Consider the following 11,191-nt stretch of genomic DNA (forward strand, 5'->3'; position numbering starts at 1 on the left):
GGACTGAGAAACGGCCGAGGCGGCGCACCCGAGCCCCCGGGCGCGCTTCGCTCCCCCAGGCCCGGGATCAGATGCGCCGACTCGGCGCCACCAGAACAGCTTTACTTTGCGTAGAGCGCGTCTACCTCGTGCGAGAACTCGCGCATGACCACGTTGCGCTTGAGCTTGAGGCTGGGGGTGAGCTGGCCACCCTCCTCGGTCCACGACTCGGGGATGATCACGAACTTGCGGATCGACTCGGCCTGCGAGACCGCCTTGTTGGCGTCGTCGACGGCGCCCTGGATCACGGCGCGCAGGTCCTCGTCCTCGACGAGGTCCTCGATGTTGCCGGACTTGCCGTTGGCCTCGGCCCAGGTGGGCAGCGCCTCGGGGTCGATGGTGACGATCGCGCCGATGAACGGCTGACCGTCGCCGACGACGACGCACTGGTCGACGAGCACGTGGGCGCGCAGGCGGTCCTCGAGGACGGCCGGGGCGACGTTCTTGCCGCCGGCGGTGACCAGGATCTCCTTCTTGCGGCCGGTGATCTTGACGAAGCCCTCGTCGTCGACCTCGCCGAGGTCGCCGGAGTGGAACCAGCCGTCCGCGGTCTTGGCCTCGGCGGTGGCGGTCGGGTTCTGCCAGTACTCCTTCAGCACCTGGCCACCCTTGAAGAGCAGCTCGCCGTCGTCGGCGACGCGCACCGAGGTGCCGGGAAGCGGCCGACCGACGGTGCCGATCTTGAACGCCTCGGGCAGGTTGACGGTGAGTGCCGCCGTCGTCTCGGTGAGGCCGTAGCCCTCCAGGACGGTGACGCCGATGCCGCGGTAGAAGTGGCCGAGACGGTCACCGAGCGGAGCGCCGCCGGAGACCGCGTAGGAGCAGTTGCCGCCGAGCGCGGCGAGGAGCTTGCCGTAGACGAGCTTGGAGAACAGCTTGTGCTTGGCGGCGAGCAGGAACGGCGCCTTGCCGGTCTCGGTGGCCCGGGAGTATTCGATGGCGACCTCGGTGGCCATGTCGAAGATGCGGCCCTTGCCGTCGGCGACGGCCTTCTGCGAGGCGGTGTTGTAGACCTTCTCGAACACCCGCGGCACGGCCAGCACGAAGGTCGGCTGGAAGGTGCCGAGGTCGGCGACGAGGTTCTTGATGTCGGGGGTGTGGCCCAGCCGGGTGCGGGACTTGATGCAGCCGATCTGGATGATCCGCGCGAAGACGTGCGCCAGGGGGAGGAACAGCAGCGTCGAGCGCCCCTGGATGCTGAACAGGGCGTCGAGCGAGTCGACGACGACACCGAGCTCGAACATGAAGTTGCCGTGGGTGAGCACGCAGCCCTTGGGGCGCCCGGTGGTGCCGGAGGTGTAGATCAGCGTCGCGGTGTCCTCGGGGGTGACCGCGCTGCGGCGGGCCTCGAGCTGCTCGTCGGTGATGTCGGTGCCGAGCTTGACCAGCAGGTCGACGGCGTTGTCGTTGATCGACCACACGTTGTTGAGCGCGGTGCAACCCGCGCGGACCTCGCTGATCCGGCTGATGTGGCCGGCGTCCTCGGCGATGACCGCCACGGTCGCGGAGTCCTGGAGGATCCACTCGATCTGCTCGGCCGAGGAGGTCTCGTAGATCGGCACCGTCGTCGCGCCGGCGAACCAGATCGCGTAGTCGATCAGCGTCCACTCGTAGCGCGTCTTCGAGAGCAGCGCGACCCGGTCCCCAGCACCCACACCCGCCGCGATCAGTCCCTTGGCGACCGCCGAGACCTCGGCGAGGAACTCGGACGACGTCACGTCGACCCAGGTGCCGTCGGCGCCCGGTCGGCTGAGGACGGCGACATCGGGTGCCTCGGCGGCGTTGCGTACGACGTCGTCGCTCAGGCTGCCGGTGGGGGGAACAACGTACGTCGCGGGCGTGGAGAACTCACGCACAGGGGCCTCCGCATACTGATGGTAGGTGGGTACGAAACGGAGGTTACCCCGGTCACAGCCCGACCATTTCACCGGGATGCTATCCGGTACGCTCCATGACACCTAGCAAGTCAGGGAGTGAGGACACCACCGATGGCCGATCAGACCACCTCGACGATCGTGATCGAGGCCGCGCCCTCGGCAGTGATGGCGGTGATCGCGGACTTCAAGTCCTATCCGGCCTGGGCGAAGGGCATGCAGGAGGTCAGCGTCTTGGAGACCGGCGTCGACGGGCGGGCCGAGCAGGTCCGTTTCGTGCTCGACGTCGCGCCGATCAAGGACGAATACACCTTGGCGTACGACTGGGACGGGGACCGCCAGGTGACCTGGTCGCTGGTCAAGGGCAACCTGCTGCGGTCGATGGACGGCGCCTACATACTGCGCGACGTCGGTGGTCGCACCGAGGTCACCTACCGGCTCGCGCTCGACCTGAGCATCCCGCTGATCGGCATGCTCAAGCGCAAGGGCGAGAAGGTCCTGATCGACACCGCCCTACGAGGCCTGAAGCAGAGGGTCGAAGCTTGAGGATCCTCCTCTTCACCGGCAAGGGCGGCGTCGGCAAGTCGACCGTCTCGGCCGGAACCGCGGCGATGTCCGCGGCCCGCGGGCTGCGGACGCTGGTCCTCTCGACCGATGCCGCCCACTCCCTGGGCGACGCCTTCGGGGTCGACAGCGCGCTGGGTTCGGAGCCGGTCCAGGTCACCGAGCACCTCTACGTCCAGCACGTCGACGCCCAGCGCCGCTTCGAGGAGTCGTGGGCGGAGGTGCAGGGCTATCTGCTGAGCGTCCTGGACACGATCGGGGTGGACCGGATCGCGGCCGAGGAGCTGACCATCGTCCCCGGCGCCGAGGAGGTCTTCGCGCTCCTGGAGCTTCGCCGGATGGCGGGCTCGGGGCAGTGGGACACGATCGTGGTCGACTGCGCCCCGACCGCCGAGACGCTGCGGCTGCTCGCCCTTCCCGAGGCACTGGGCTGGTATCTCGAGCGCATCCTCCCGGTGCAGCGCAAGATGGTGAAGGCGCTCAAGCCGGTCCTGACCAAGGCCGCCGGGGTGCCGATGCCCGGCGACTCCGTCTTCGACGCCCTGGTCCGGCTCCACGACGAGCTCGCAGAGGTCCGCGCCCTGCTGTCCGGGCCCGAGGCGTCCGTACGCATCGTGCTGACTCCCGAGAGGGTCGTGCTCGCCGAGGCCCGACGGTCCTGGACGACGCTCTCCCTCTACGGCTACCGCGTCGACGGTGTCGTCGCCAACCGGATCTTCCCGGCCGGCGGCTCCGACGACTGGCGCGCCGGCTGGGTGAAGGCCCAGGACGACGTGCTCGGCGACGTCGACGCCTCCTTCGAGGGTCTGCCGGTCTGGCGCTCGTTCTACCGGCCGACCGAGCCGGTGGGCGTCGAGGACCTGAGGGAGGTCGCCGAGGCCGCGTACGCCTCGTCCGGCAGCATCGACCCGCTGGCCGTCCCCGAGACCGCGGCCCCGTTCCGCACCGAGACCATCGGCGAGGCCACGATCGTCCACCTGGCGCTGCCCGGGCTGGCCCAGTGGGTCGAGCGCGACCAGGTGCAGCTGGGCCGCAACGGCGACGAGCTGGCGATCACCGTGGGGTCCTACAGGCGCCTGCTGACCCTTCCCGCCGCGCTCGCCCGGATGCGCGTCAGCGGGGCGCGGGTCGAGGGCGGGGAGCTACGAGTAACGTTTTCTCGCCAGACGACGAACACCGAGAGTGAGTAATCGTGAGCGAGCAGCGCCACGAGTGGGCCGATGAGCCGTTGGGGTCGACCGCCGAGGAGCTCGGCCGGCTGATGGAGGCCATCGGGGAGTGGGCCAAGGACTCCCGGATCGGCCACTTCGCGGAGGGGCTCGGGGAGCATCTCGATACCGGGGCTCCGGAGTGTGCCTACTGCCCGCTGTGCCGTACCGTACATGTCCTCCGGGAGTCGAGTCCGGAGGTCAAGGTGCACCTGGCCAGCGCTGCCGCATCGTTGATGCAGGCCGCGGTCACGGTGCTCAACGCGGCGGCCACGAGTCCGGGTGCTGGCCCTAGTGAAGACGAGGATGCACACGGTGATGGCGTGCGGGCTGAGGAAGATGCGACCCGGGACTGGGCGCGACGCTCTACGAGGGTCGACCCGATCGATCTCGACGGCTGGAGCTGAGGGATGACGACGACGAAGAAGCTCGCCTGTGGCGTCGACGTCGGCGGCACCAAGATCCTCGGCGGCGTCGTCGACCACGACGGCACCATCATCGAGGACCACCGCGTCGAGTCGCCGGCGAAGAGCCCGGAGGCCATCGAGGCCGCGATCATCGAGGTGGTCCAGGAGCTCAAGACCCGACACGCGATCGAGTGCGTCGGCATCGGCGCCGCGGGCTACATCGACAAGGGCCGCTCGACGGTCATGTTCGCGCCCAACATCGCCTGGCGCGACGTACCGCTCAAGGAGCGCCTGGAGAAGGTCCTCGAGCTGCCGGTCGTGATCGAGAACGACGCCAACGCGGCTGCGTGGGGCGAGTTCGAGTACGGCGCGGGTGCCGAGGTCGACAACATGATGCTGGTGACCGTCGGCACCGGTGTCGGCGGCGGCCTGGTGCTCGAGGGCGAGCTCTACCGTGGCGCCTTCGGCGTCGGCGCCGAGATCGGCCACATGCGGGTCGTGCCCAACGGCCACCTGTGCGGCTGCGGCAACCGCGGCTGCTGGGAGCAGTACGCCTCGGGGTCGGCCCTGGTGCGCAACGTCCGCTCCGCCGCGCGTGGTGGCTCGTTGCTGGCCCGCGACGTCCTGGACCGGGCCGAGGGTGATCTCGACAAGATCAAGGGCCCTCTGATCACCGAGGCGGCCCGCGACGGGGACGCCTTCGCGATCGAGGCGCTGACCGACCTCGGCATCTGGCTCGGCGAGGGGATCGCCTCGATCGCTGCCGTGCTGGACCCGGCCGTGGTGGCCATCGGCGGGGGAGTGGCCGAGGCCGACGACCTGCTGCTCGGGCCCGCCCGGCGTGCCTTCCAGGCCCAGCTGACCGGCCGCGGACACCGGCCGATGCTCGACGTCCGCAAGGCGACGCTCGGCAACCAGGCAGGTTTGATCGGCGCCGCGGACCTGGCTCGCAAGTGAGCCACCACAAGTGAGTCTGCACATCGGGGTCGACATCGGCGGCACCAAGGTGCTCGCGGCGGAGGTCTCGCCGGCCGGTGAGGTTCTCCGCACCGCTCAGCGGAGCACGCCTGGACGCCGGGTCGAGCTCGAGCTGGTGGAGGACGCGCTGACCGAGGCGGTCACCGAGGTGGCCGCCGGCCGGCCCGTCGCGGGCGTCGGCCTGGCCGCCGCGGGGTTCGTCGATGCGGCCGGGGAGCGGGTCATGTTCGCTCCCCACCTGCCCTGGCGCGGCGAGCCGACTCTGACCCGGCTCTCCTCGCGATGGGGCACCCGGGTGGCGCTCGACAACGACGCCAACTGTGCCGCGCTGGCCGAGCTGGAGCTCGGCGCGGCCCGTGGTGTCGACTCAGGCCTGCTCATCACCCTCGGCACCGGCATCGGCGGCGCCGTGGTCATGGACGGCCGGGTCGTCCGGGGCCGCAACGGCATGGCCGGCGAGTTCGGCCACATGCAGGTCGTACCCGGCGGCCTCCCGTGCGAGTGCGGTCTCACCGGCTGCTGGGAGCAGTACTCCTCCGGCAACGCGCTGGTCGCCTTCGTGCGTGCCCGCGTGGAGACCGAGGAGTACGCCGGCTGCGCGCTCGACGAGCTCGCCGCGGGTGACCCGCTCAAGATCACCGGCCCGGCGGTCACCGCCGCCGCGGCCCGCGGCGATGCGCTCGCACTGGCTGCGTACGAGTCGGTCGGGTCGTGGCTGGGGGTCGGGATGGCCGGCCTGGTGGCCGCCTTCGACCCCGAGCTGCTGGTCGTCGGCGGTGGAGTCTCGACCGCGGGCGACCTGCTGCTGGCGCCTGCGCGCACGGCTCTGGAGGCCTCGCTCGTCGGCCGTCTCCATCGCGAGGTGCCACCGATCGTGGCGACCGCCTTCGGTGCCGAGGCGGGGGTCGTGGGCGCGAGCATCCTGGCTCGCCGCGCGACCCGCGAGGGCTAGACCCGAGCGCCGTCGTCCCAGGGGTCGCGGGGCTCGGACGGCATGGTCACCAGCAGGTAGACGAAGCCGGCCAGGAAGGCGGCGACCAGGCCACCGATGACCCAGCTGCTGAAGTTCCGGTCGGTGATCTGGGTGACCACGATCAGCACCAGCACGGCGACCGGTGCGCCGAGCACGCCGATCCACGCGAGCAGGCGCGCCGGGGTCGGCCTCGGCAGCGGCGGCGGAGGCGGTGGGACGTAGCCCTCCTCGTCGTCGCGCCACATGTCGTCATAGGAGTCCGGCTCGTCGACCGTCTCGACGATGTCGATCTTCTTCTCGAAGAGATCGCGGGCGACGGGCTCCTCCTCGAGGGCGGGGCGGTCGCCGTAGTTCTCGACGATCTCGCGCCATGCCTCGTCGTCCGACGAGTGGTCCTCCGAGGGCACGGAGGCGTCGTCGGAGGCCCCGGTCGTGTCCTCTGGCAGGTCGTCTCGCTCGCTCACTCTTCCAGCCTAGCCGGATCTCATGACAGGGTGCGGGAGTACAAGTACCTGTCTCGTTATAGGCTCATCGGTCGAAGGCAAATAGGGAAGGCGATGGGGTGTCGACGAAGATCTTCTACTCGTTCTTGAAGTGGGTCGCGATCGGCCCGCTGCTGCGCACCGTGTTCCGCCCGTCCTGGGAGGGCGTCGAGAACCTCCCGCGCAAGGGGCCGGCCATCCTGGCCAGCAACCACCTCTCCTACGCCGACTGGCTCTTCATGCCGCTCGGATCGCCGCGGATGGTGCGGTTCGTGGCGAAGGCGGAGTACTTCACCGGCACGGGTGTGAAGGGCTTCCTGCAGCGTGCGTTCTTCAGCGGCACGGGCAACGTCCCGATCGACCGTTCCGGTGCCACCGCCGCCGAGGGCGCGCTGATCGCCGCCAAGCGGGTCCTGGGGGAGGGCGAGCTCTTCGGGATCTATCCCGAGGGCACCCGCTCCCACGACGGCAAGCTCTACCGGGGACGGACCGGCATCGCCAGGCTGGCTCTGGACACCGGTGCGCCGGTGATCCCGGTCGCCGTGATCGGCACCGATGTGATCGCGCCCCCGGGCAAGAAGCTCGGCAAGATCGTCCGCCCGCGGATCATCTACGGCAAGCCGTTGGACTTCTCGCGCTACGAGGGCATGACCAACGACCGCTACATCCTGCGCGCGATCACCGACGAGATCGTCTACGAGATCCTGAAGCTCTCCGGCCAGGAGTACGTCGACATGTACGCCACCGAGGCCAAGAAGCTGGCCGACGGCGAGAAGCCGGCGAAGAAGAACTCCGCGCGGCCTACGAAGGACGTAGCCTGACGATCCACTCGTCCCACCCGTTCCCGACGCCGGAGGATCCGGTACGCCGGCTGCGCGGTCGTCTGGGTGGGCGGGTCTCGCTGTGGACCTCGGGCTCTGACGGTTCCTGGGCTGGGCTCACGGTCTCCTCGCTGATGGTGGCCAACGGTTCCCCGGGGGCGGTGCTCGGGCTGCTCGATCCCGACTCCGACCTGCGCGACGAGCTCGAGGAGACCGGCGTCGGGGTCGTGTCGCTGCTGCACTGGCGCCATCGCGACCTCGCCGAGGCCTTCGGGGGCACCGCCCCCGCGCCGGGCGGTGCGTTCCGATCGGGTTCGTGGGAGACGACGGAGTTCGGCCGGCGGCTCGCCGACGCGCCGACCTGGGCCGGCGTACGCCTGGTGTCGATGACGGAAATCGGCTGGTCGGCCCTGGCGACGTGCGAGATCGTGTCGCTCGAGGTCGGTGACGACACCGACCCGCTGGTCCACCGGCACGGAAGGTATGAACGATGATCGACGGCTATCTGCGACGGCTCGGCATCGAGGGACGGCCGGAGGCGACGTACGAGACGCTGGTCGATCTTCATCATCGCCATCTCGACACCCTTCCCTACGACAACCTCTCGATCATGCTCGCGGCCATCGGCGCGATCGGTGCGCCGCACTCCGTCGACCCGGGGGAGACCCTGGAACGGGTCGCTGCCGGCGGCAACGCCGGCTACTGCTTCCACCACAACGGTCTGGTCGCGCTGGTCCTGGAGGAGCTGGGGTTCGAGGTCGTACGCCGCCCCGGCCAGCTGATCGAGACCACCGGCCCGAGCGGGGAGCTGGACCATCTCGCCTTCGAGGTCCGTGGGCTGCCGACCGCTGACAACCCGCAGGGGCGTTGGTGGCCCGATCTGGGCTTCGGCGACGCCTTCCGTGATCCGCTGCCGCTGGTCGAGGGTCACTTCCGGCAGAACGGCTTCGTCTACCGCCTGGTGCGGGTGGGTGAGGACGGGTGGACCTTCCACCACGATCCGGCAGGGTCCTTCCACGGCAACCTCATCCGTGGTGTGGTCGACCTGGAGGAGGTCGCGGGTCGTCATCCGGAGCTCTCGACGCCGCCGGGTCCCTACACGAGCAAGCTGGTCGTGCAGCGACGCGACGCGACCGGCGCCGACACAGTCCGCTCGATCCGGCACACCCGGATCGGCGAGGGGGCACTCACCCGCGAGCTGCGGGACTTCGCGGAGTGGTCGGCGGCACTGGCGGGTCTCGGGCTCTCGCTCGCCGGGGTCGAGGAGGACGCGCTGCGGGAGCTCCACAAGCGACAGGCCGCGGACTACGACGAGTGGTTGCTGACGCGATAGCCGAGGACGTGCTGAGATGGCGGACATGAGCGACGCACCTGAACCCGAGCTGCTCGACATCGCGGCCGAGCTCTACGGGCTGTCGCTCGGCGACTTCACCCCCGAGCGCGACGCCCGGGCCAAGGAGCTGAAGGGCACGCCGCTGGCCGGCCCGGTCAAGGCGCTGAAGAAGCCCGCGACCGCGGCGTGGGTGGTCAATCTGCTGGTGCGCTACGAGACCGAGCAGGTCGAGCAGGTGATCTCGGTCGGGGCGCTGCTGCGCGAGGCGCAGACGGGCATGGACGCCGCCCAGCTGCGCGAGCTCACCAAGCAGCGGCGTCAGCTGACCGCGGCGGTGACGACCCGTGCGCGCGGGCTGGCGCGCGAGCACGGTCTCCGGGTGACGGAGGCGGTGGCGGCCCAGGCCGAGGCGACGCTGACCGCGGCCATGATCGACCCTTCGGCCGCTCAGGCGGTCCGCAGCGGCCTGCTGGTCTCCGCGTTGGCCGCCACCGGGGTCGACGCCGTGGACGCGGCCGGTTCGGTGGCGACGCCGGAGGCCCTGGGCTTCGAGGTCCCCGAGGTCGTACCGCCGCCCCCGGAGCCGCTGCGCGCGGTCCCGGACCTACCCGACACGGCGGCGCTCGACGAGGCCCGCGAGGCGCTGGCGGAGGCCGAGTCCACGCTCTCCGGTGCCGAGGCTCAGCGGGACAAGGCCCTGTCGGCCTTCAAGGATGTCGAGGCGAAGTCGCTCCAGGTGAAGTCGGAGATCGAGGACGTACGCCGCCGGCTGGCAGACCTGGAGGCGTCCGCCGTCGACGTCGACGACGAGCTCACCGAGGCGGAGGAGGCCCGCGACTCGGCAGAGACGGCCGTGTCCGAGGCGGTCGCCGCGAGGGACTCCGCGGCCGCGGAGGTGGAGCGCCTCGACGGGTAGGCCGACGGCGTCCATGGACGCCGCCATTGTCTAGTCATTCGGTGCACTATCCTGGTCGGGTGACCGAGACTGCCACCGACTCCGCCATCTCCGCCCGCTACCGAGACCCTGCGCTCGCCGCCCTGGCCACGACCAGCGCGGTGATCGAGCACCAGCTCGGGCACCGGTCGGTGCGTTCCTTCCTCGGCGACCCGGTCACCGAGGACCAGCTCACCGCGATCGTCGCGGCTGCCTCCTCGGCGCCGACCTCGTCCAACCTGCAGACGTGGAGCGTGGTCGCGGTGCGCGATCCGGACCGCAAGGCGCGGCTGGCCGAGCTGGCCGGTGATCAGGCCTTCATCGCGGCCGCGCCGCTCTTCCTGCTCTGGGTCGCCGACCTCAGCCGAGCGCGAGGGCTCGCGGTCGCTGCCGGGACGCGGGTCGAGGCGACCGACTACCTGGAGTCGACCCTCCTCGGCGTCATCGACGCCACCCTCGCCGCCCAGAACGCCATCGTCGCCGCCTCCTCGCTCGGCCTGGGCACCGTCTGCGTCGGCGGTGCCCGCAACCACCCCGAGGAGATCGCCGCCGAGATCGGCCTGCCTCCGGGTGCGTTCGTCGTCTTCGGGCTCGCCGTCGGCGTACCCGACCCGGCTGAGCCGGCCGGGGTCAAGCCCCGTCTTCCGCAGTCCGTCGTCCTCCACCACGAGACCTACTCGCCCCCGGCCGCCGACGACCTCGCCGCGTACGACAGCCGGCTGGGCGGCTACAACGCCACCTACGGTCTCGGCGGCGGCTGGTCCGAGCGCGTCCTCGCTCGGCTCGTCGGTCCCGCCAGCATGGCCGGCCGGCACCGGCTCCGAGCTCAGCTCGAGCGACTCGGCCTCGCCGGCCGCTGACTCAGATGACCTTCCGCATCCGGACCAGTGGGACCGGGGCGCCGCCGCGGTCGTCGGTGATCCGCTCGACAGGCTCGAAGCCGTACGCCTGGTAGAGCGGTTCGCCGGACAGGGTGCCCATCAGTTCCAGGGTCGTGAAGCCTTCTGCTGCCGCTGCCTGTTCGCACAGGGTCAGGATCAGCTTGCCTACGCCGCGTCGGGCGAACGTTGGGTTGGTGTACATCGCCCGCACCCTCGCCGGGTCGCTGTTCGGGTCCAGGAGCGTCGGCTCGCGGCCGGAGGTGTGGTCGCCGCCGTAGAGCGTCGCGCGCCTGCTCCAGCCGCCGCAGCCGGCTATCTCGCCGCCCTCTTCGACCACGAAATAGGTGCCATCCTCGATCAGCTGGGTGTCGATGCCCATCACGGTTCTGCTCGAGGTGATCTGAGCTTGTGTCAGGAAGCCCTTCTGGAGGTCTGCGATCGACTTGTCCATGATCTCTGTCAGGGCCGCAATGTCTGCTCGGGTCGCGATTCGGTGGGTGAAGGGCACGGGGTGAGCCTGCCATCTCTGTGGTTGGTCGGTCCCTGGTGGTCGAGCCGCTGGGCTTTTCCGCTGGTCGAGCCGTCGGAGCCGCTGGGCTTCTCCGCTGGTCGAGCCGCCGGAGCCGCTGGGCTTCTCCGCTGGTCGAGCCGCCGGAGCCGCTAGGCGGAGGCGTGTCGAGACCAACACGGTTGCTTC

13 protein-coding genes are annotated in these 11,191 nt (G+C 70.4%); 10 read left to right on the top strand and 3 right to left on the bottom strand.

What is annotated here, in order from left to right; all coding sequences use genetic code 11:
• Positions 1 to 101: 101 nt before the first annotated feature.
• The gene (locus ACFU7D_RS25675; protein ID WP_378872723.1) at positions 102 to 1,895 is read right to left on the bottom strand and encodes an AMP-dependent synthetase/ligase; all 1,794 of its coding nucleotides are present in this window, start codon (positions 1,893 to 1,895) and stop codon (positions 102 to 104) included.
• A 132-nt stretch (positions 1,896 to 2,027) separates the two neighbouring features.
• Between ACFU7D_RS25675 and ACFU7D_RS25680 the strand changes: the two genes are divergently transcribed.
• From ACFU7D_RS25680 to ACFU7D_RS25700, 5 genes are read left to right on the top strand one after another with little or no spacing between them, the layout of a single operon-like run.
• Complete coding sequence (locus ACFU7D_RS25680) at positions 2,028 to 2,459, top strand: SRPBCC family protein (RefSeq protein ID WP_378872726.1); 432 nt, start codon at positions 2,028 to 2,030, stop codon at positions 2,457 to 2,459.
• A complete protein-coding gene (locus ACFU7D_RS25685; protein ID WP_378872729.1) occupies positions 2,456 to 3,667 on the top strand; it encodes an ArsA family ATPase in 1,212 nt (403 codons plus the stop codon). Before ACFU7D_RS25680 ends, ACFU7D_RS25685 begins: the two co-directional genes overlap by 4 nt.
• Positions 3,668 to 3,669: 2 nt before the next feature.
• Positions 3,670 to 4,092: a hypothetical protein gene (locus ACFU7D_RS25690; RefSeq protein ID WP_378872731.1), complete on the top strand. Its 423-nt coding sequence runs from the start codon at positions 3,670 to 3,672 to the stop codon at positions 4,090 to 4,092.
• 3 nt (positions 4,093 to 4,095) lie between these two features.
• Positions 4,096 to 5,049, top strand: a complete 954-nt coding sequence (locus tag ACFU7D_RS25695) for an ROK family glucokinase (protein WP_378732764.1) — start codon at positions 4,096 to 4,098, stop codon at positions 5,047 to 5,049.
• Positions 5,050 to 5,059: 10 nt separating this feature from the next.
• Positions 5,060 to 6,022: an ROK family protein gene (locus ACFU7D_RS25700; RefSeq protein WP_378872734.1), complete on the top strand. Its 963-nt coding sequence runs from the start codon at positions 5,060 to 5,062 to the stop codon at positions 6,020 to 6,022.
• On the opposite strand, the gene ACFU7D_RS25705 is transcribed toward ACFU7D_RS25700, so the two are convergent.
• Positions 6,019 to 6,507: a hypothetical protein gene (locus ACFU7D_RS25705; RefSeq protein WP_378732760.1), complete on the bottom strand. Its 489-nt coding sequence runs from the start codon at positions 6,505 to 6,507 to the stop codon at positions 6,019 to 6,021. The two genes, ACFU7D_RS25700 and ACFU7D_RS25705, sit on opposite strands and share 4 nt — an antisense overlap.
• Before the next feature lie 98 nt (positions 6,508 to 6,605).
• Here ACFU7D_RS25705 and ACFU7D_RS25710 point away from each other — a divergent pair, with 98 nt between their 5' ends.
• The 5 genes from ACFU7D_RS25710 to ACFU7D_RS25730 all read left to right on the top strand — a co-directional run bounded on the left by ACFU7D_RS25710 (position 6,606) and on the right by ACFU7D_RS25730 (position 10,473).
• The gene (locus ACFU7D_RS25710; protein WP_378872743.1) at positions 6,606 to 7,346 is read left to right on the top strand and encodes a lysophospholipid acyltransferase family protein; all 741 of its coding nucleotides are present in this window, start codon (positions 6,606 to 6,608) and stop codon (positions 7,344 to 7,346) included.
• 62 nt (positions 7,347 to 7,408) lie between these two features.
• Positions 7,409 to 7,840 carry a flavin reductase family protein gene (locus ACFU7D_RS25715; RefSeq protein ID WP_378872752.1) on the top strand — a complete coding sequence of 144 codons (432 nt, stop codon included), beginning with the start codon at positions 7,409 to 7,411 and terminating at the stop codon, positions 7,838 to 7,840.
• Positions 7,837 to 8,679: an arylamine N-acetyltransferase gene (locus ACFU7D_RS25720; protein ID WP_378872746.1), complete on the top strand. Its 843-nt coding sequence runs from the start codon at positions 7,837 to 7,839 to the stop codon at positions 8,677 to 8,679. Before ACFU7D_RS25715 ends, ACFU7D_RS25720 begins: the two co-directional genes overlap by 4 nt.
• Positions 8,680 to 8,704: 25 nt before the next feature.
• The gene (locus tag ACFU7D_RS25725; RefSeq protein WP_378872748.1) at positions 8,705 to 9,595 is read left to right on the top strand and encodes a hypothetical protein; all 891 of its coding nucleotides are present in this window, start codon (positions 8,705 to 8,707) and stop codon (positions 9,593 to 9,595) included.
• 59 nt (positions 9,596 to 9,654) lie between these two features.
• The gene (locus ACFU7D_RS25730; protein WP_378872750.1) at positions 9,655 to 10,473 is read left to right on the top strand and encodes an NADPH-dependent oxidoreductase; all 819 of its coding nucleotides are present in this window, start codon (positions 9,655 to 9,657) and stop codon (positions 10,471 to 10,473) included.
• A gap of 1 nt (position 10,474) precedes the next feature.
• Here the strand turns inward: ACFU7D_RS25730 and ACFU7D_RS25735 are convergent, their stop codons facing one another.
• On the bottom strand, positions 10,475 to 10,945 hold the full coding sequence (locus ACFU7D_RS25735) for a GNAT family N-acetyltransferase (protein ID WP_378732749.1): 471 nt from the start codon (positions 10,943 to 10,945) through the stop codon (positions 10,475 to 10,477).
• Positions 10,946 to 11,191: the final 246 nt, after the last annotated feature.

It is taken from the genome of Nocardioides sp. NPDC057577 (assembly GCF_042801335.1).
Lineage (GTDB): Bacteria > Actinomycetota > Actinomycetes > Propionibacteriales > Nocardioidaceae > Nocardioides.

What these genes read in the sequence shown, in the direction of transcription:
- ACFU7D_RS25725 (WP_378872748.1), top strand. Translation starts at nt 8,705, where the DNA reads ATGAGCGACGCACCTGAACCCGAGCTGCTCGACATCGCGGCCGAGCTC.
- ACFU7D_RS25695 (WP_378732764.1), top strand. Translation starts at nt 4,096, where the DNA reads ATGACGACGACGAAGAAGCTCGCCTGTGGCGTCGACGTCGGCGGCACC.
- ACFU7D_RS25680 (WP_378872726.1), top strand. Translation starts at nt 2,028, where the DNA reads ATGGCCGATCAGACCACCTCGACGATCGTGATCGAGGCCGCGCCCTCG.
- ACFU7D_RS25720 (WP_378872746.1), top strand. Translation starts at nt 7,837, where the DNA reads ATGATCGACGGCTATCTGCGACGGCTCGGCATCGAGGGACGGCCGGAG.
- ACFU7D_RS25735 (WP_378732749.1), bottom strand. Translation starts at nt 10,945, where the DNA reads ATGGACAAGTCGATCGCAGACCTCCAGAAGGGCTTCCTGACACAAGCT.